Below are 18,126 nucleotides of genomic sequence, written 5' to 3'. Positions count from 1 at the left end.
TCAGGCATGCTGCTGTCCCTCCTCCTCGTCATCGCCGTGCCCGCCTTCTTCTGGATCAGACAGAAGCGGCGCGCGGCACAGTCCGCCGCCCAGCTGGCCGCCGAGGGCTGGCTGCCGCCGGAGCGGCAGAACACGGAACGTTCCTTCCCGGACCCCGAGGCCGACGCCGTGGTGGCGGCCCTCGCCCGGGGCGACTGGCAGCCCGCCGCGCAGGCGCTCGCCGCCACGGGCACCGACTGGGAGCGGCGCTCGGCCCTCGTCGGGATCGTCGCCGGTGAGGCGGCCAAGGACGACGCCTGGCTCCGGGCCTGGGAGGCGGCGCGCCCCGGCGACCCTGCCGCGGCGGTCGTCAAGGCCTCCGCGAAGGTGACGGTGGCCTGGGACATCCGCGGCGCGGCCTGGGCCAAGGACACCACGGCCGAGCAGTTCGCCGGCTTCCACCGGATGCTGGCGGAGGCCCGGGAGGACTTCGACCGCGCGGTGTCGCTGGCCGCGCCCGAGGACCCCACCCCGTACGCCGCCCAGATCGCGCTGTACAAGGGCCTGGGCGCGCCGCACGAGGAGATGCGGAAGCTGTGGGCCGAGGTGACGGCCCGCGCCCCGTACCACTTCGGGGCCCACCGGTCCGCGCTCCTGTACTGGTACCCGAGGTGGCACGGCTCCGACGAGCTGGTCCGCGAGTTCGCGTGGGGTGCGGCGCGGACGGCCCCGCCCGGTCACCTGATGACGCTGCTGCCGCTGCTGCACTGGCACGACCACCTCGACGACGACGCCCCGGACGTCGCCTACCGCTCGGTGGACCTCACGATCATGGTCGACGCCGCGCTGATGGACGTGGCGGCGTGCCGGCCGGACCACCCCCGCCTGGCGGAGGCGCGTCACTTCCTGGCGTTCATCCTGACCACGCAGGAGCGGTACGCGGAGGCCGTGGAACAGTTCCGGCGGGTGGACGGCCACGTGGGGGCCGAGCCGTGGGCGTACGCCCCCGAGCCGGCGGAGGCGTTCTGCCAGGTGCGTGACGCGGCGATCGCGGGCGCCCGCCGCTGACCGCCCGGCCGGGGCCGGAATCCACGGCCCCGGCCGTACGTTCTTGTCGACGGACCACTGAGCCGAGGAGAGCGAGAGCCGGATGTCCCCGAACCGCCAGCAGAACCCCGAGGGGCCCCTCAAGGGCCGCCCCGCCCCGCAGTTCGCCCTCCAGGAGCGCCACACGGTGCTCGGCAACCCGCTGGCGCCCCCGTATCCCGAGGGCCTGGCGGTGGCCGACTTCGGCCTGGGCTGCTTCTGGGGCGCGGAGCGCATCTTCTGGCAGACCGAGGGCGTCTGGACGACCCTCGTCGGCTACCAGGGCGGCGGCACCCAGCACCCGGCCTACGAGGAGGTGTGCAGTGGCCTGACGGGCCACGCCGAAGTGGTGCGCGTCGTCTTCGACCCCTCGGTGGTGCCGTACGAGACCCTCCTCAAGGTCTTCTGGGAGTCCCACGACCCCACGCAGGGCAACCGCCAGGGCAACGACGTGGGCACCCAGTACCGCTCGGCGATCTACACCCACTCCCCCGCCCAGCAGTCGGCGGCGGAGTCCTCGCGCACGGCGTACCAGCCGGTGCTGACGTCGGCGGGCTACGGCCCGATCACCACGGAGATCGCCCCCGCGCCCCCCTTCTTCCACGCGGAGGCGTACCACCAGCAGTACCTGGCCAAGAACCCGGCGGGCTACTGCGGGATCGGCGGGACGGGCGTCAGCTGCCCTGTCGGCGTCGCACCCGCCCAGGACTGAACTCCGGGGCGCCCCGCACGGCCGTGCCGGCTCCGGGGCATCACCTGGTCAACGCCCACAGAGCGTCTCCCGTGGGTGCGGATCTCGATGCCCCCGATGCCGGGAGAGAACCGCTCAGCGCTGCCCACCCTTCCCGCCTCCGTGGCCTGGCGGCGCGGCCGCTGCTGGCGCTCGGCCTTGCGCTCTGCCTTGTGCTCGGCTTCATGCCGGGCGACAGCGCCGAGCATGCGCGCGATCAGGCGCCCGGTCGAAGCCGCTAGGCCGAAGCCGCCAGGCTGGACTCTCCAGGCCGCAGGATCACTTGGCCGGGCGCCCCGCAGCACGCGCTGACGTCGTGTCCGCGTACTGACATCCGGCGGGGGCCGCCCCGAGGCGCGGGGCGGGGCGGTGCCCCGGCCGGCTCAGGTCGCCAGGTGGAATCCCGCGCCGACGCCGCCGTTGGCGTTCATCTCAGCGATGATGTCGAGGATCGCCGAACTGTGCTGCGCGCCCCAGGCGTTTCCGACCAGCGTCTGACCGCTGACCACGGGGGAGCCGGAGTCCCCGCCGTTGGTCCAGATGAGGTGGGTGAACCAGATGTCGTGGGTGCCCAGCTTGATGCCGCAGGTCAGGCCCGTCCGGTGGCCCTGCTTGCACATGCGGGTGCCGTTGGCGGGCGGGGCGCCGATCGACGAGATGGTCACTCCGCCGACGGTGGCGGTGGGGGCGACTCTCGACTCGTCCAGCTTGATGACCGCGAAGTCGAGGCCCTTGGGTCCGGCGTTCAGCAGGTTGTTGGGCGTGCTGACGGAGGTCACGGTGCCGATGGGGCCCGTCTCCAGGTCGGGGCGGCTGGCGTTGAGGTCGGCCGGGGCGGCCGCGGTCCCGGCGGGAGAGGTGTCCCGGTAGACCTTCTCCCCGACCAGCTTGTTGCCCTTCTCGTCGATGAAGCAGTGGGCGTTGGTCAGACCGACCAGGTTGCCGGCGTTGTCGCGGCCGACGGCGGTGAGGGTGCAGACGTAGAAGCCCTGGCGCTCCTCCGGGGTCGGGGTCATCCGGAAGATGATCCCCGTGCCGCCGCCGACGGGCGTGAGCTCCCGGGCGGGGGCGGTGGCGGCGGCCGGGGCGGCTGTCGCGGCCGGGGTCGCGGTGAGGGTCAGGCCAGCCGCGAGAACGGCGAGACCGAGGGTGCGTAACGCACGCAGCATGCGATCACTTCCTGTACGGGACGGGTACGGCCGGGAGGGGACAACGGCCCCAGCCGACTGCCGCATCGGCAATCACGCACATGGAAGAACACGGATGCGTTTTTGTCACGAGATCTGATCAAGCACTCGCCCCGGCCACCTGCTCACGGCCGTCGAAGGAGGCCACCGGCCTCTGTTCCCGCTGCTCGGCGCGTGGAGAGCGGCAACGTCCTGCTGCGCGGCGGGTGGAGAGCGGCGACACGCAGTCGATCGCTTCGGGCAACAGCTCGGCGGTGTGGTGACCGCTGCCCGCGGTCTGGTCGGGGGCACCCACCCGGAGTGCCCCCTCGCTCTCACGGTCACTCCGGTTCCTCCGGATCGTGGCAGAGCAGCAAGCTGAGCTCGCTCGCGCCGACGCTCGCTCCGAAGTGCAGGAGCACCTCTTCGCCCTCCCCCGGCTTCATGACTTGCAGGTCGAGAAGCACCATTTCCTCTCACCTCCCGTCCCCATGGATGCCCCGTGGGGCCGGTGCCCGCCAGGCCGCGCACCCGGGCGCCGGGAGCGTGCGCCCGGCGAGGCCTCACGCCGCGATCTGCGGGCGGAGCTTGTCCGCCAGGCTCTTCGGGTCGTAGCCCGGCGCCACCCCGTCGACGAGGAGCAGGTCGCCTGCGAGGTGCCGGGTCCGCAGCGGCAGGATGTCCTGGTAGGCGGGCGAGTCGTACCACGCGCGGGCCTCGGCGATGCCCGGGAAGCCGATCACCACCAGGGCGCCCGGCCACGTCCCCTCGCGGACCTCCACCGTCGCCCCGTGCACGAGGAACCGGCCGCCGAACGGGTCCAGCGTCGTCTGGATCCGCTCCATGTACTCCAGGACGTCGGCGTTCGGCGCGCCCTGGGCGAGGTGTGCGAGCGCGTACGCGGTCATGTGTCCTCCTGCGGATGCGGTGGTCTCCCCCTTGCGCCGACCACACTGCCGCGAACCTGGTGCGCGGGTCGATTACCGGCGGGGTAAGCGGGAGTGGCGGGAATGCCCCCGTGCGGTCCCGCGTTTGAAGCAGCCGTGAGCGAACCATTCAGCGTGACCGTCACCGTCCGTGGCTACGAGACCGATTCCCAGGGCCACCTCAACACCAGCGTGTACATGCAGTACGCCGAGCACGCCCGCTGGTGTGCGCTGGAGGCCGCCGGCATCCGGCAGAGCGCCCTGTTGGAGAAGGGTGTGGGGCCCGTCAACCTGGAGACGAACCTGCGTTTCCACCGGGAGCTGCGGGCGGGCGACGAGGTCGGCGTCAGCTGTGCGTTCGCCTACGACGGGGGAAAGACGTTCCGGATCGACCAGCGGATCGTGAAGGCCGACGGGACGCTCGCCGCCGAAGTGACGAGCGTGGGCGGGCTGCTGGACCTGCGGGAGCGGCGGCTGGTGGCCGAGCCGGCCGGGTACTTCCGCGCGCTCGCGTCCGACACGCGCGTGCTCGGCCTCTGAAGCCCTACGTCTTCCTTTCCGAACCTCTCATTCTCCTCCCCCACCTGAGGCTCTTCCCCCCTCTGAGCCCCCCGTCCAAGTCTCCTCCCCCGGGGCCGGCTCACGCCGCCCCCGGGCCGCGGCGGCCGGGACGGTCGTGCCGGCCACGCGCGATGACCGCCGCGTCGGCGGCCTCCGTCCCCCGCGCCCAGCCCTCCGCGTCGCGGCCCCTGAGCCGGTGTGAGGTCGTCTGGGGGAAGAGCCGCCCGGCCGTCTCGCCCACCGCCACGTCCCGGGCGGCCAGCACCGGCAGCACCTCCGGACGGTCGTCCTCCGCCGCCACGTCGTGCGCGGCGGCGGACAGGCGGTCGCTGATCCGGCCCGCGTAGGCGATCAGGAACGACTCGCGGAAGTCCCGCGTGCGCCGGGAGCGGCCACGTGCGTGGTGGTCGTCGGCGGCACGGCGCATCGCGGTGGTCGCCTGGACCAGCAGCGACGTGTACATCAGCTCCACCAGTTCCAGGTCGGCGTCGAAGCCGACGACGGTGGAGAATCCGTACTCGCCCGACCAGACGGCCTGGCAGTGGTTCGCGGCCGCCACCGCGTCCAGGAGCAGCGCCTTCGCGGACTCGTACGGGCCCTCGACGCCGATCCGGCAGGCGCCCGGCCCGTCGGCGGGCGCGTCGGAGGCGGCGGCCAGCAGCGCCTCGTCCAGGGAGTGGCGCGCCATCAGCTCCTGGGCCTTCGCCGAGAGGGCCTCGGCCTCCTCCGGGAACTGCGTGGACTCGGCCTTGGCGAGCAGCGCCCGGATGCGGCCGAGCATGCGGGGTTCCACGGCGGCCGGCACCGTCACGTGGGCGGCCCCCGGCAGCGGCCCCACCGCCCCGATCCGCGGCAGCCCCGCGATCAGCCGCAGCACGCCCAGGGCGCACGCCACCGTCTCGAACCGGCTCAGCCGCTCCCGCCGCGCGAACCCTTCAAGGAAGCCGTCCGTCGCGGCGGTGTCCTCCCACCGGACCCGGGCGTCCAGCTCCTCCAGCTGCGCCGCCCAGCGCGGGGCGAGCGTGTCCCGCGCGTACCGGCGGGCCTCGGCGGCGATCACGTCGACGGTGAAGCGTTCCTGGCCGGGGGCGAGGTCCCGGCGTACGAGCCGGACGACGTCGGCCGGCTGCCAGCCGCCCTCCCAGCAGCGCCGCACCGCCCCCTCGGCGCAGCGCAGGACGGCGCGCCCGACCGCCTCCCAGCCGGCGGGCGCCGCGGCCAGCGCGGACGCGGCGGCGTAGACGGCGTCGTCGAGATCGTCCCCGCCGAGCCCCCGCAGCCCCCGCACGGCCGCCTCGACGTCCCGTGCCAGCTCCTTCTCGTCGGGCCGCTCGGGCCGCTGCGACGACCCAGGCTGTCCCGGCTGTCCCGGCTGCTTCTTGCCCTTGGCCACGGTCTCTCTTCCTGGACGGGATACGCCGCTCGGCACGGCCGCACCCCCATTGTCCCGGCCCGGGAGGCCGACGCCTCCGCGAAAACCACAGGGGCCCTCCCCGCGGAGATCCGCCGGGAGGGCCCCTGCCGGGGTTCGGTCAGGGCGTCACGAGCCCGTGGCGCTGCCCTGGACCCACTGGTTCCAGTCCATGTTCCAGCCGTTGAGGCCGTTGTCCGGGGCGATGGTCTTGTCGTCGGAGTTCTTCACCTCGACGACGTCGCCCAGGATGGAGTTGGAGAAGAACCAGGAGCCCGGCGTGTTCGGGTCGTCCGCGCCCTGCTTGTCCTCCAGGCCCACGCAGCCGTGGCTGGTGTTGGCGACGCCGAAGACGCCGCTGCCCCAGTAGTTGCCGTGGATGAACGTGCCCGACGTGGACAGGCGCATGGCGTGCGGCACGTCCTTGATGTCGTACTCGCCCTTGCCGTCGGCCTTGGAGAAGCCCACCGTGGAGCCGTCCATGCGGGTCTCCTTGAACTTCTCGGAGATCACCATCTTGCCGTTGTAGGTCGGGTTCGACGGGCTGCCGGCCGAGATCGGGATGGTCTTGACGACCTGGCCGTCGCGCGTGACCGTCATCTTGTGGGTCTTGGCGTCGACCGTGGAGACCTGGGCGTGGCCGATCTTGAAGTTGATCGTCTTGTTCTGGACGCCCTTGATGCCCGGGGCGCCCTCGACGCCGTCGAGGTTCATCTTCAGGGTGACCTGCGAGTTGGCCTTCCAGTAGTCCTGCGGACGGAAGTCCAGGCGCTGGTCGCCGAACCAGTGGCCCACGACCTTCTGACCGCTGCTGGAGGTGACCTCCAGGTGCGACTGCACGGCCTTGCGGTCCTTGATCGGCTTGTTGAAGTTGATCGACACGGGCATGCCGACGCCGACCGTCGAGCCGTCCTCCGGGGTGAACGCGCCGATGAAGCTGTTCGCCGGGGAGACCGTGGAGAAGGAGGAGTTCTCGGTGGCCTTGCGGCCCTTGTCGTCCTTTGCCTCGGCGACGACCTTGTACTTCGTCGAACGTTCGAGCTGGCTGTTCGGTTTCCAGGTCTTCTTGTCCGAAGATATTGAACCCTCGACGGGGGTGCCCTTTTCCGTCGTCATCTTGACGCTCGTGAGCTCACCGTCGCTGACGGTGACCTGGACGGCGTCGGTGCTGATGCCGGCGTCGGTCGTCCCGCCCTTGGGCGTGATCTTGATCTGCGCCTTCGACGCGTCCTTGGCCGCCGCGGCGTCCACCTGACCCTGCGACTTGCCGGAGCCGTCCTTGGCGTCGTCGTCGCCGTCGCCGCCGCAGGCTGCCAGAGTCAGTACACCGCCGAGCACAGCGGCCGCGGCCACCAGGCCCTTGCGGCGCTTGCCGTACGTCATCACACGCTTCTCCATTGCTCCTGGACCCCGAAATCCCCCGAGCCGACCGTGGGGCTCGTGGGGTGACCCGTATCCCGGCTACACCCTTCAAGAACGCCGGCACCGAATCAGCCGTTCCACCCTTCGGCCAAGTGTGGGGAAGACCACGCCAGTAAAGCCCCTCCGGGGGCGGACACGGCAACCGGGGTCTTGATAAAGGGCGGACGCGCTGTTACAGGACCGCCGGGAAGCGCGGCTTCCCCGGCGGGCGTCCCGCTCACTAACATCGTGTCAGTCGGGGCTCGCCGGAGATCCACGACCCCGTCTTCCCTCACCAATCCTCGTCGCCGCTAGGGGGATTCATCCTGTGACCGCACGCCCGCTGCTGACCGCCGTGGCCGCCGGAACACTGTTGAGCGCCGTGTGGTTCGTCCCCAGCGCCAACGCGACGGCCGAGCAGCCGGTGAACCGGCCCCCAGCCGCCTCGGCCTCCCCGCGACCCGCCCCCGGCACCACGGGCCCGGGCAGCGCCGTGGGCAACGCGAACACCACGAACGCCAAAAGCGACATGACCGCCGAGGCGAACGCCCAGACGAACGTCCCGGCGAACGCCAAGGGCGAGGCGGCCTCAGCCGACCTCGCCCTCGCCGCCACCGGCGGTGTCGACACCACCCCGTACGTCTTCGGGGGCATCGCCCTGCTCGCCGCGGGCGGCGCGCTGGTGACGGGCGCCGCGCGCAGGTCGCGCACGGCGCTCCGCCGGCCGTCGGCCTAGGCCAGCGGCCCCGTCAGCGGCTCGGCCGCCTCGACGAGCTTCCCGGCGCGCACGAACGCCTCGGCCGCCGCCAGGTCGGGGGCCAGGAAGCGGTCCCCGCCCGGTCCCTCCACGCCCGCCGCGCGTACGGCCTCGATGACCGCCCGCGCGGCCGGGCCCGGCACCAGGCCCTCCCGCAGCTCGATCGCCCGGGTCGCGGCGACCAGCTCGACGGCGACGACCTTGCCGAGCGCGTCGATGGCCGTCCGCAGCTTGCGCGCCGCCGACCAGCCCATGGAGACGTGGTCCTCCTGCATGGCGGAGGACGGGATCGAGTCCACCGACGCGGGCACGGCCAGCCGCTTCATCTCGCTGACCAGCGCCGCCTGCGTGTACTGCGCGATCATCAGCCCCGAGTCGACGCCCGCGTCCCCGGCCAGGAACGCCGGCAGGCCGTGCGAGCGGTTCTTGTCCAGGAGCCGGTCGGTGCGGCGCTCGGCGATGGAGGCGAGGTCGGCGGCGGCGATCGCGAGGAAGTCCAGCACGTACGCCACGGGGGCGCCGTGGAAGTTCCCGTTGGACTCCACCCGGCCGTCGGGCAGGACCACCGGGTTGTCCACGGCGGCGGCCAGCTCGCGGTCGGCGACGAGCCGGGCGTGCGCGAGCGTGTCGCGGCCCGCGCCGGCGACCTGCGGGGCGCAGCGGATGGAGTAGGCGTCCTGGACGCGCGGAGCGTCGTCCTGGTGGTGGCCGGTGAGGCCGGAGCCGGTCAGCACGCGCAGCATGTTGCCGGCGCTGGCGGCCTGCCCGGGGTGCGGGCGGATGGCGTGCAGCTCGGGGGCGAGGACCTTCTCGGAGCCGAGCAGCGCCTCCAGGGAGAGCGCGGCGGTCACGTCGGCCGAGGTGATCAGGCGGGCCAGGTCGGCGCAGGCCATGACGAGCATGCCCAGCATGCCGTCGGTGCCGTTCAGCAGCGCGAGGCCCTCCTTCTCGCGCAGCTCCACGGGCTCGATGCGGTGCTCCGCGAGCAGCTGGGCGGCCGGCCGCACGACCCCGTCGGGGCCCTCCGCGTCACCCTCGCCCATGAGCGTGAGCGCGCAGTGCGACAGGGGGGCGAGGTCGCCGGAGCAGCCCAGCGAGCCGTACTCGTGCACCACCGGGGTGATCCCGGCGTTGAGGATGGCGGCCATGGTCTCCACCACGAGCGGGCGCACGCCCGTGTGGCCCGAGGCGAGCGTCTTCAGGCGCAGGAACATCAGCGCGCGCACGACCTCGCGCTCGACGCGCGGGCCCATGCCGGCGGCGTGCGAGCGGACGATGTTGCGCTGGAGCTGGGTGCGCAGGTCCGGGCTGATGTGACGGACGGCGAGGGCGCCGAAGCCGGTGGAGACGCCGTAGACCGGGTCGGGCTTGGCGGCGAGGTCGTCGATCACCTGACGGGCCGCGGCGACGGCCGCGAGCGCTTCGTCCGACACGACGACGCGCGCACCGTCGCGCGCCACGGCGATCACGTCGTCCGCGGTCGTCCCGGCCGGCCCCACCACCACAGTGTGCATATCCATATTCAGGCACCCTAGAGACTGAATCGCTAGCTGTCACTAGCGGATTTTTCGCGTCCGCCAGCCTCCTGATCGTTACAACGCCGCGGACGAGCGCGACATGCCGGGTGGCGGGCCTCCGCCTACCCCCGCCGCCCCCGGAACCGGCGGCGCTCGGCCCGCGGCGGCTCCGGCGGGCGGTCGGCCAGGCGCACCACCGGGTCCTCACGGCCCCCCTCGCGCCCCGCGACCACCGGCTTCGCGGCCCGCGCCGCCTTCGCCCGGTACTGGGCGGCGTCCGCGAGGCGGAAGAGCCGCCGCGCGGACCGCAGGGGGCCGATGGGGTCGCCGGTGGAGGCGATGCCGCAGGCCACGCCCTCGCCCAGCTCCAACTCGCCCGCGCGCCCGCACAGTTCGTCGGCCACCCGGACCACCTCGTCCGCCGTCGGCCCCACCGTCAGCAGGCAGAACTCGTCACCGCCCAGCCGCGCGGCCAGCGCCCCCGGCAACTGGGCGCCGCACAGCGACAGCAACGACGCGAAACGTTCGAGCAGACGGTCGCCGACCGCGTGCCCCAGGGTGTCGTTGACCCGTTTGAGGCCGTTGAGGTCGCAGACCACCAGGCTGACCACCACCCCGTCCCCGAGGTGCCGTTCGACCGCCTCGTCGAGCCGCGCGTCGACCGCCCGCCGGTTGGCGAGCCCGGTGAGCGGGTCGGTGAAGGCCAGCCTGCGCACCTCCTCCAGCCGTTCGGTCTGGGCGATGCCGGACGCCGTCACGGCGGCGAGAACGGTCGCGAAGTCCGCGTCCGTACGGTCGAAGACCGGTGCCCCGGCCGGGCGCGCGACGTACAGCTCGCCCCAGGCCCGCCCGTGCAGCACGATCGGGGCGATCACACAGCAGCCCCGCCCGCGCCGCCGCAGTGCGGCGACCCTCTGGTGGCGGAAGGTGCCCCCGTGTTCGTCCACGTCGCCCGCGGTCTCCACCCACGCGTGCGGCTGGCCGCCCATCCAGTGCTCGTGCCGGAACTCCGCGATCTCCGGAAAATCGTGCACGGGGTAGGACTCGGCACTGGGGAAACGTTCCTCCCCGCCGGTGCGCTCACCGGCGTTCACCAGCACCCGGAGCCGGCCGTGCTCGCGCTCCCAGACCGAGACGGCGGCGAACGTGCCGCCCAGGGCCCGGCGCGCGCCTTCGGCGGCCGCCTCCACGCTCTCCAGCGGGGACGGCGCCGCCGCCATCGCCTGCGCGAGCTCCACGACGGCGCGCAGCCGGGCGTCGCACTCCCCGTTCCCTGCCACCCGGGCCTCACATTCCGTCACCGTGTGCGGATCTCGCACTCCAGCGTAAGAATGTTCGGCTCATTCCGCCTCGTGGCCGGAATCATTCGCTGGGAACGCCGGTTTTCAGCCCCTGAAAACGCCGGTTCCTTGCGTCCGGGGGCCTGGACGGGGCCGGATCGCCGCAGCCCCACCTCCGGCTTCCCCGGCCGGACTTCCCGCGTGACGGGGGTCCGGCTCACCGCGGCCGGGGCCCGGCACGGCGGATCACTCGCCGGGCCAGTCGGGGCGCCGCTTCTCGTTGAAGGCCGCCACGCCCTCCGCCCGGTCACCGGAGAAGGCCACCGTGCGCCACGCGGCGTCCTCCACCTCCAGCCCGGCCCTCAGGTCGAGGCCGTGGCCCAGGCGCAGCGCCCGCTTGGCGGCACGCAGCCCGACCGGTGAGTGGGCCGCGATCCGCCCGGCCAGCGCCAGGGCCTCCGTACGGTCCTGGCCCTCGGGGACGAGCTGGTCGACGAGGCCCAGCGCGTGGGCCTCCTCGGCCTGCACCCGGCGGGCGCTGAAGATGAGCTCGGCGGCCCGGGCCGACCCGACGCGACGCGGCAGCAGCTGGGTGCCGCCCCCGCCGGGGATCACGCCGACCGACACCTCGGGCAGCCCCACCACGGCCGTGCGGTCCGCGACGATCAGGTCGCAGGACAGTGCCAGCTCGAAGCCGCCGCCGAGGGCGAAGCCGTGCACGGCCGCGATGACCGGCATGGGCAGCTCCAGCACGCCCGTGTAGCAGGCGCGGGCGAAGGGGCGCTGGCGCTGCAGGTCGGCGTCGGTGAAGGAGTTGCGCTCCTTCAGGTCGGCGCCGACGCAGAAGGCCCGCTCGTGGGAGGAGGTCAGCACGACGGCGCGCACGTCACGGTCCGCGGCGAGGGCGGCGGTGGCCTCCATGACGCCGCGGCCCATCTCGGTGGAGACGGCGTTCATCGCCTTGGGCCGGTCCAGCACGAGTTCGGCGACGTGGCCGTTCTCGTGGGTACGGATCGCGATCCATTCTCCGAAGCGCTGTTCGCTCACGCGGCTCACCCTCCCGGTCGGCTTCTGTCGGACCCGATCATGCCCGGACGCGGCCCGGTGGGCCAGACCCCTGGGGGCGCCGGTCACACGGCCGGCCGGGTCCCCTGCGGCCACGACGGCCACGACGTCACGGGCCCGCGGACGCGGGAGCGCGGTCTGGGCCTCGCGATCAGGCACACGCGGCCAACGGCACCCGGCCCCGCGGGCGCGCCCTCACCGGCACGAGCACGCGCTCACGGACCGTGCGATCGCGGCCCGCCACCGCCCGCCGGAAGCGGGCGGACGGCACGAGCACCCGCCGGCCCAGGGGGTCAGTCGCCCCTGCGCGTCAGCAGCCACGGCTCCACCACGCCCAGGCCGCGCACGGGCCGCTGCCACATCGGCTGGAGCGCGAAGCGGTAGGCCGGGTGGTCCTCCGCCGCGGCGGCGTCCGCCTCGGACTTGGGGGCGTCGCCGCTGCGGGTCAGCTCCTCCGCCAGGGCGCCGTCGACGAGCACGGCGTTCTTCGGCGCTATCGACGTCAGCCGGCTGGCCAGGTTGACGGTGGTGCCGAAGACGTCGCCCATCCGGGTCGTGACCGTGCCGAAGGCGATGCCGACGCGCAGCTCCGGCATGGTCTCGTCGTGGGACAGCGTCTCGATCAGCCGCAGCCCGATCTCGGCGGCGGTGCCCGCGTCGTCGGCCGCGTAGAGCACCTCGTCGCCCAGCGTCTTGATCAGCCGGCCGCCGTGCGCGGCCACGAGGTCGGCGGCCGTGGTCTCGAAGGCCTCGACCAGTTCGCCGAGTTCCTCCTCCTCCAGGCGCCGGGTCAGCCGGGTGAAGCCGACCAGGTCCGCGAAGCCGACGGCCAGCCGCCGGTCGACCATCTCCGCGTCGTCCTGGGCCTGCACGACGCGGCCGGTGGCGGCGGCCAGCTGCCGCCGCCAGACGTAGATGAGGAACTCCTCCAGCTCCGGCAGCAGCAGCTCGACGAGCGGATAGGTGATCTCCGCCCGCGTCATGCCCGGTTCCTGAGGCTCGGTCAGGCCCTCCAGGAAGGAGTCGATCTGCCAGTCGGCGAGCCGGGCCGTGGTCTGTCCGGTGGAGCGCGCGACCTGGACGGCCATGGGCTCGCTCAGCAGCCCGGCCTCCACCAGGCCCGCGAGCCGCCGCAGCGCCAGGACGTCGGCCTCGGTGAGCGCCTTGGCCTGGCCGATGTCGGCGAAGCCCATGGCCCGCCAGAAGCGGGCGGCCAGGTCCATGGAGACGCCGGCCGCGCGGGCGGCCTGAAAGGGGGTGTAGCGCCGCTCGGCGCCGAGGATGAGGGACTCCAGCCGGAGCGCGAGGGGGTCGCCCTCCTCCTCGTCGAAGTCCTCCTCGACCTCACGGGCGGCGGGGTCGCCGGCGTCGCCACGCCCCCGGGCCGCCTCGTCTGGAGGGCCCTCCTCGGCGGCCCCGGGCGCAGCACTCCCCGTCTCGTCGGCGGTCACCGGCCGCCCCCTGTCCGATCCGTGCGCACTGCCCTGCCGATCACTGCTCGCCTAGGTTCCGTGCACAACGATACGTCAGGTGTGCCGTAGCTCACTCTCCCGACGGCACGGCGCTCACTCTTTACGACGTTTACGACCCGGCCGGCCGCAAATGGATGACGTCACCCGCTCCGACGGGTTGCTGCACTCCGTCGGCCGTCGCGAGCACCAGCCGACCGTCACCGTCCACGGCGACGGCCTCGCCTACCAGCGCCTGCCCGCCCGGCAGTTCGGCCCGTACGGTCCGACCGAGGGTGGCGCAGCCGGCCGCGTACGTCTCCTGGAGTCCGCAGCGGGCGGGGTCACCGCCGGCGGCGCGCCAGCGTTCGTACCAGTCGGCCAGCGAGCGGAGCACGGCCCGCAGCAGCGGGTCGCGGTCGAGGACCTCGGCCCCGGCCAGCGCCAGGGAGCCGGCGCCGGGCACGGGCAGCTCGTCGGCGCGCAGCGAGACGTTCAGCCCGATGCCGACCACGACGCTGTCGCCGGTGCGCTCGGCGAGGATGCCCCCGGTCTTGCGCTCCTCGTCCCCGACGGTGACCAGCAGGTCGTTGGGCCACTTCAGGGCCGTGTCGACGCCGGCCGCGGCGGACAGGGCGGTGGCCGTGGCGACGCCGGCGAGCAGCGGCAGCCAGCCCCAGCGCTCGGGGGGCACCCCAGGGCCGGGGGTGAGGCGGACGGAGAAGAAGAGCCCGGAACGGGGCGGGGCGGACCAGGTGCGGTCGAGGCGGCCGCGGCCGGCGGACTGCTCCTCGGCGACGAGCACCGCACCCTCCTCGCCGCCGGCCGCCACGAGGTCGGTGTTGGTGGAGCCGGTCCGCTGGACCACGTCGAAGGAGGTCCACAGTCCGCCGGGGCGCAGCAGCCCGCGGCGCAGCGCGGTGGCGTTGAGCGGTGGGCGGTCCAGGTCGGACCAGCGGTTTCCGGAAGCGTCGGAGGGGGTCATAACAGCCACCATAGGAGGCATTCGGCGGCGAAACGGTGTGGCCAACGACGCACTGTCGCGGCGCGGTCGCGCCGATACCCTACGAACCGGTAGCACCGGTCATCCCACACCCTCTGGACGAGCAGGAGCCGCATCCCGATGTCCGAGCCGGAACACGACATCCACACCACCGCGGGGAAGCTCGCGGACCTCCAGCGCCGCATCGAGGAGGCCACGCACGCCGGCTCCGCGCGGGCGGTGGAGAAGCAGCACGCCAAGGGCAAGCTGACGGCGCGCGAGCGCGTCGACCTGCTGATGGACGAGGGGTCCTTCGTCGAGCTCGACGAGTTCGCGAGGCACCGCTCGACCAACTTCGGCATGGACGCCAACCGCCCGTACGGCGACGGCGTGGTCACCGGCTACGGCACGGTGGACGGCCGGCCGGTGGCGGTCTTCTCCCAGGACTTCACGGTCTTCGGCGGGGCGCTCGGCGAGGTCTTCGGGCAGAAGATCGTCAAGGTGATGGACTTCGCCCTCAAGACGGGCTGCCCGGTCGTCGGCATCAACGACTCGGGCGGCGCGCGCATCCAGGAGGGCGTGGCGTCCCTCGGCATGTACGGCGAGATCTTCCGCCGCAACGTGCACGCCTCCGGCGTCGTCCCGCAGATCTCGCTGATCGTCGGCCCCTGCGCGGGCGGCGCGGTCTACTCCCCCGCGATCACCGACTTCACGGTGATGGTGGATCAGACGTCGCACATGTTCATCACCGGCCCGGACGTCATCAAGACGGTCACCGGTGAGGACGTGGGCTTCGAGGAGCTGGGCGGCGCGCGGACGCACAACACCACCTCGGGCGTGGCGCACCACATGGCGGGCGACGAGAAGGACGCCATCGACTACCTCAAGGCGCTGCTGTCCTACCTGCCGTCCAACAACCTCTCCGAGCCGCCGGTCTTCCCCGAGGAGGCCGACCTGGAGGTCTCGGACGCCGACCGCGACCTGGACGCGCTCATCCCGGACTCGGCGAACCAGCCCTACGACATGCACACGGTCTTCGAGCACGTGCTGGACGACGGGGAGTTCCTGGAGACGCAGGCGCTGTTCGCGCCGAACATCGTCACGGGCTTCGGCCGGGTCGAGGGCCACCCGGTGGGCGTGGTCGCCAACCAGCCCATGCAGTTCGCCGGCTGCCTGGACATCAACGCCAGCGAGAAGGCCGCGCGCTTCGTCCGCACCTGCGACGCCTTCAACATCCCGGTGCTGACCTTCGTGGACGTCCCCGGCTTCCTGCCGGGCACCGACCAGGAGTACAACGGCATCATCCGCCGCGGCGCCAAGCTGATCTACGCCTACGCCGAGGCGACGGTCCCGCTGATCACCGTGATCACGCGCAAGGCGTTCGGCGGCGCGTACGACGTCATGGGCTCCAAGCACCTGGGCGCGGACCTGAACCTCGCCTGGCCGACCGCCCAGATCGCCGTCATGGGCGCCCAGGGCGCGGTCAACATCCTGCACCGCCGCTCCCTCGCGGCGGCGACGTCGCCGGAGGAGCAGGAGGAGCTGCGCGCCCAGTTGATCGCCGACTACGAGGACACGCTGCTCAGCCCGTACGAGGCGGCCGAGCGGGGCTACGTCGACGCGGTGATCGCGCCGTCGGACACCCGTCGCCACGTCGTGCGCGGGCTGCGGGCGCTGCGGGACAAGCGCGAGGCGCTGCCGCCGAAGAAGCACGGCAACATCCCCCTGTAAGCAGCCGCCGTCTTCGGTCACGAAGGAAGGGACGCTGACGTGATCAAGGTCGTCCGGGGCAACCCGACCCCCGAGGAGCTGGCCGCCGCACTGGCGGTGGTTCAGGCGCGCGCGGCGGCCGGTGCCGCCGCCGCGCCGCCGGCCCAGGACCGCGCGGAGTGGGCCAGCCCCGCCCGGTTGGCCGCCGCCCGGCGCACCCCGCGGCCCGGCCCGCGCGCCTGGCGCACGGCCTACTGGCCGGCCTGAGCCCGCCTGCCGCCCGGCCCCGGCCGGGCGGCCGCCGGATTTACCCGTGGCGCCTGAGTACGCGTACTCAGGCGCCACGCGCGTTCCCGCCGGACCATGGGGGCCATGCTCTGGTACGACCCGTCCGACGAACCGCCCGAGGAGCTGCGCGAGGCGCAGGCCATGCTCCGGCGGGCGGGGGTGGTGCTGGCGGTGGGGATGGTGTTGCTGTTCCTGCTGCTGGGCGTGAGCTGAATCCCCGCCGCCGAGCCGTTCCCTGGCCGGACATCCACAGATTCCGCACAGGTCTGCACCAGCTGCAACCAGAATCACCCGATTCACGTCATGCCCAGTGATAGGACGCGAACCGGGGAGTGCTGCACGCCATGAACAAGCCCGTACGCCATATAGCCGTGTTCAGCGGCCTGCTCGTCCTCGCCCTGTTGCTGCAGGCCACCTGGTTGCAGTTCGCGCGCGGCGACGAACTGTCCGAGAGCAAGTGGAACAGGCGGGTCAGGATCGCCGCCTTCGCCCAGCCACGCGGCAACATCATCGTCGGCGGCCATCCGATCACGGGCTCCACGGAGACCACCGGCAGCGACCTCAAGTGGAAGCGCACCTACACGGACGGCCCGCTGTACGCGCCGGTCACCGGGTTCTTCTCGCAGATCTACGGCGGGACCCAGCTCGAGGCCGAATCGGTCGACGGCAAGTGGCTGAGCGGCAGCGACGACCGGCTGTTCCTGCGGCGCACCGCCGACATGCTCACCGGCAAGAAGCCGCGCGGCGGCGACGTCGTCACCACCATCGACCCCGACGCCCAGAAGGCCGCCTACCAGGGCCTGGGCAAGTACAAGGGCGCCGTGGTCGCCATCGAGCCGGCCACCGGCAAGATCCTCGCGATGGCCTCCACCCCCTCGTACGACCCGTCGGTCTTCGCCGGCAGCTCGGGCGAGGACAAGAAGGCGTGGACCGCCCTGGAGGGCGACAAGGACAAGCCGATGGCGAACCGGGCACTGAAGGAACGATTCCCCCCGGGTTCCACCTTCAAGATCCTCACCGCCGCGGCCGCCCTCGACCACGGCATCGTCTCGGACATCGACGCACCCTCGGGCGCCCCCGCCCCGTACACCCTGCCCGGCACCCGGACCCAGGTCCGCAACGACATCCCCTCCGCGCCCTGCGACAAGGCGTCCCTCAAGGTCGCCATGCAGTGGTCCTGCAACAACGTCTTCCTCGACCTCGCCGCCCGGCTCGGCAAGGACAGGATGCGCGAGACGGCGGAGAAGTTCGGTTTCAACGACGCCAAGGTCGACACGCCGGTCCGCGCCGCCAAGAGCGTCTACCCGAGCGACATCGACAAGGCGCAGACCGCGCTCACCGGCATGGGCCAGGGCAGCCTCGACGCGACGCCCCTGCAGATCGCCATGATGACCGCCGCCCTCGCCAACGACGGCAAGCTGATGAAGCCCTCCATGGTCGACTCGCTGCGCAGCCCGGACCTGTCGACCGTCGAGAAGCACAAGCCCGAGGTCATGGACCAGGCCGTCTCGGCGGACGCCGCGCGGAAGGTCCAGCAGATGATGGAGAACACGGCCGGAGAGGGCACCGGCAAGCCCGCCCTCATCGACGGCCTGACCGTCGGCGCCAAGACGGGCACCGCCCAGCACGGCGTGGACAACAAGGAGACGCCGTACGCCTGGTTCGTGTCGTACGCGAAGAACGGCGAGGGCAAGTCGGTCGCGGTCGCCGTCTTCATCGACCCCCGCGGCTCCGACATCGCCCGCGACGACGTCCACGGCGGCACCCTCGCCGGGCCGATCGCGAAGAAGGTCATGGAGTCGGTGCTCAAGAAGTGAGG

General features: G+C 72.8%; 18 protein-coding genes. 8 read left to right on the top strand and 10 right to left on the bottom strand.

Translation table 11 applies throughout. The annotated features are described in order from the left end of the window. The first annotated feature begins 6 nt into the window (after positions 1-6). Entirely contained in the window at positions 7-1,047 is a 1,041-nt protein-coding gene (locus CYQ11_RS19205; protein ID WP_099201514.1) for a DUF4034 domain-containing protein, read from the top strand. An 82-nt stretch (positions 1,048-1,129) separates the two neighbouring features. Next, positions 1,130-1,777: a peptide-methionine (S)-S-oxide reductase MsrA gene (gene msrA, locus CYQ11_RS19200; protein ID WP_099201515.1), complete on the top strand. Its 648-nt coding sequence runs from the start codon at positions 1,130-1,132 to the stop codon at positions 1,775-1,777. Between the two features lie 401 nt (positions 1,778-2,178). Here the strand turns inward: msrA and CYQ11_RS19190 are convergent, their stop codons facing one another. From CYQ11_RS19190 to CYQ11_RS19180, 3 genes are all read right to left on the bottom strand, one after another. Beyond that, on the bottom strand, positions 2,179-2,964 hold the full coding sequence (locus tag CYQ11_RS19190) for a trypsin-like peptidase domain-containing protein (RefSeq protein ID WP_107489260.1): 786 nt from the start codon (positions 2,962-2,964) through the stop codon (positions 2,179-2,181). 338 nt (positions 2,965-3,302) lie between these two features. Further along, positions 3,303-3,431, bottom strand: coding sequence for a SapB/AmfS family lanthipeptide (locus tag CYQ11_RS19185; protein ID WP_099201517.1), 129 nt, complete (start codon positions 3,429-3,431; stop codon positions 3,303-3,305). A gap of 93 nt (positions 3,432-3,524) precedes the next feature. After that, positions 3,525-3,869: a DUF1330 domain-containing protein gene (locus tag CYQ11_RS19180; protein WP_099201518.1), complete on the bottom strand. Its 345-nt coding sequence runs from the start codon at positions 3,867-3,869 to the stop codon at positions 3,525-3,527. A gap of 135 nt (positions 3,870-4,004) precedes the next feature. Between CYQ11_RS19180 and CYQ11_RS19175 the strand changes: the two genes are divergently transcribed. Continuing rightward, positions 4,005-4,427 carry an acyl-CoA thioesterase gene (locus CYQ11_RS19175; protein ID WP_099201519.1) on the top strand — a complete coding sequence of 141 codons (423 nt, stop codon included), beginning with the start codon at positions 4,005-4,007 and terminating at the stop codon, positions 4,425-4,427. Between the two features lie 100 nt (positions 4,428-4,527). Here CYQ11_RS19175 and CYQ11_RS19170 read toward each other — a convergent pair whose 3' ends face one another. Together CYQ11_RS19170 and CYQ11_RS19165 are read right to left on the bottom strand one after the other, a co-directional pair. Next, positions 4,528-5,760, bottom strand: coding sequence for a DUF2786 domain-containing protein (locus tag CYQ11_RS19170; protein WP_420894529.1), 1,233 nt, complete (start codon positions 5,758-5,760; stop codon positions 4,528-4,530). A gap of 228 nt (positions 5,761-5,988) precedes the next feature. Continuing rightward, positions 5,989-7,257 (bottom strand): L,D-transpeptidase, encoded by a 1,269-nt coding sequence (locus CYQ11_RS19165; RefSeq protein ID WP_099201521.1) that lies wholly within the window; start codon positions 7,255-7,257, stop codon positions 5,989-5,991. 331 nt (positions 7,258-7,588) lie between these two features. Here CYQ11_RS19165 and CYQ11_RS19160 point away from each other — a divergent pair, with 331 nt between their 5' ends. Next, positions 7,589-7,996 (top strand): cell wall protein, encoded by a 408-nt coding sequence (locus tag CYQ11_RS19160; protein WP_099201522.1) that lies wholly within the window; start codon positions 7,589-7,591, stop codon positions 7,994-7,996. Here the strand turns inward: CYQ11_RS19160 and hutH are convergent. The 5 genes from hutH to CYQ11_RS19135 all read right to left on the bottom strand — a co-directional run bounded on the left by hutH (position 7,993) and on the right by CYQ11_RS19135 (position 14,312). Continuing rightward, complete coding sequence (gene hutH / locus CYQ11_RS19155) at positions 7,993-9,537, bottom strand: histidine ammonia-lyase (protein WP_099201523.1); 1,545 nt, start codon at positions 9,535-9,537, stop codon at positions 7,993-7,995. The two genes, CYQ11_RS19160 and hutH, sit on opposite strands and share 4 nt — an antisense overlap. A gap of 119 nt (positions 9,538-9,656) precedes the next feature. After that, positions 9,657-10,754 (bottom strand): GGDEF domain-containing protein, encoded by a 1,098-nt coding sequence (locus CYQ11_RS19150; RefSeq protein WP_099201688.1) that lies wholly within the window; start codon positions 10,752-10,754, stop codon positions 9,657-9,659. 306 nt (positions 10,755-11,060) lie between these two features. Further along, positions 11,061-11,870 (bottom strand): enoyl-CoA hydratase/isomerase family protein, encoded by an 810-nt coding sequence (locus CYQ11_RS19145; protein ID WP_181143704.1) that lies wholly within the window; start codon positions 11,868-11,870, stop codon positions 11,061-11,063. A gap of 302 nt (positions 11,871-12,172) precedes the next feature. Next, positions 12,173-13,330, bottom strand: coding sequence for an adenylate/guanylate cyclase domain-containing protein (locus tag CYQ11_RS19140; RefSeq protein WP_099201525.1), 1,158 nt, complete (start codon positions 13,328-13,330; stop codon positions 12,173-12,175). Positions 13,331-13,460: 130 nt separating this feature from the next. After that, on the bottom strand, positions 13,461-14,312 hold the full coding sequence (locus tag CYQ11_RS19135; protein WP_099201526.1) for a biotin--[acetyl-CoA-carboxylase] ligase: 852 nt from the start codon (positions 14,310-14,312) through the stop codon (positions 13,461-13,463). A gap of 138 nt (positions 14,313-14,450) precedes the next feature. On the opposite strand from CYQ11_RS19135, the gene CYQ11_RS19130 reads away from it, so the two are divergent. From CYQ11_RS19130 to CYQ11_RS19120, 4 genes are all read left to right on the top strand, one after another. Then, a complete protein-coding gene (locus CYQ11_RS19130) occupies positions 14,451-16,040 on the top strand; it encodes an acyl-CoA carboxylase subunit beta (RefSeq protein WP_099201527.1) in 1,590 nt (529 codons plus the stop codon). 39 nt (positions 16,041-16,079) lie between these two features. Then, entirely contained in the window at positions 16,080-16,286 is a 207-nt protein-coding gene (locus tag CYQ11_RS19125) for an acyl-CoA carboxylase epsilon subunit (RefSeq protein ID WP_099201528.1), read from the top strand. A 105-nt stretch (positions 16,287-16,391) separates the two neighbouring features. Further along, positions 16,392-16,520 carry a morphogenic membrane protein MmpB gene (gene mmpB, locus CYQ11_RS30665; protein WP_275666447.1) on the top strand — a complete coding sequence of 43 codons (129 nt, stop codon included), beginning with the start codon at positions 16,392-16,394 and terminating at the stop codon, positions 16,518-16,520. 131 nt (positions 16,521-16,651) lie between these two features. After that, positions 16,652-18,124, top strand: a complete 1,473-nt coding sequence (locus CYQ11_RS19120; protein WP_099201689.1) for a peptidoglycan D,D-transpeptidase FtsI family protein — start codon at positions 16,652-16,654, stop codon at positions 18,122-18,124. Positions 18,125-18,126 lie beyond the last annotated feature (2 nt).

The sequence above is a fragment of the Streptomyces cinnamoneus genome (genome assembly GCF_002939475.1).
GTDB classification, from domain to species: domain Bacteria; phylum Actinomycetota; class Actinomycetes; order Streptomycetales; family Streptomycetaceae; genus Streptomyces; species Streptomyces cinnamoneus_A.
This window is presented reverse-complemented; position numbering and strand designations above follow the sequence as displayed.

Bases quoted from the DNA above. Each gene is read 5' to 3' on its own strand.
- CYQ11_RS19165 (WP_099201521.1), bottom strand. From the start codon at position 7,257: ATGGAGAAGCGTGTGATGACGTACGGCAAGCGCCGCAAGGGCCTGGTG.
- CYQ11_RS19180 (WP_099201518.1), bottom strand. From the start codon at position 3,869: ATGACCGCGTACGCGCTCGCACACCTCGCCCAGGGCGCGCCGAACGCC.
- CYQ11_RS19120 (WP_099201689.1), top strand. From the start codon at position 16,652: ATGAACAAGCCCGTACGCCATATAGCCGTGTTCAGCGGCCTGCTCGTC.
- CYQ11_RS19130 (WP_099201527.1), top strand. From the start codon at position 14,451: ATGTCCGAGCCGGAACACGACATCCACACCACCGCGGGGAAGCTCGCG.
- msrA (WP_099201515.1), top strand. From the start codon at position 1,130: ATGTCCCCGAACCGCCAGCAGAACCCCGAGGGGCCCCTCAAGGGCCGC.
- CYQ11_RS19205 (WP_099201514.1), top strand. From the start codon at position 7: ATGCTGCTGTCCCTCCTCCTCGTCATCGCCGTGCCCGCCTTCTTCTGG.
- CYQ11_RS19150 (WP_099201688.1), bottom strand. From the start codon at position 10,754: ATGGCGGCGGCGCCGTCCCCGCTGGAGAGCGTGGAGGCGGCCGCCGAA.
- CYQ11_RS19135 (WP_099201526.1), bottom strand. From the start codon at position 14,312: ATGACCCCCTCCGACGCTTCCGGAAACCGCTGGTCCGACCTGGACCGC.
- mmpB (WP_275666447.1), top strand. From the start codon at position 16,392: ATGCTCTGGTACGACCCGTCCGACGAACCGCCCGAGGAGCTGCGCGAG.
- CYQ11_RS19190 (WP_107489260.1), bottom strand. From the start codon at position 2,964: ATGCTGCGTGCGTTACGCACCCTCGGTCTCGCCGTTCTCGCGGCTGGC.
- CYQ11_RS19185 (WP_099201517.1), bottom strand. From the start codon at position 3,431: ATGGTGCTTCTCGACCTGCAAGTCATGAAGCCGGGGGAGGGCGAAGAG.
- hutH (WP_099201523.1), bottom strand. From the start codon at position 9,537: ATGGATATGCACACTGTGGTGGTGGGGCCGGCCGGGACGACCGCGGAC.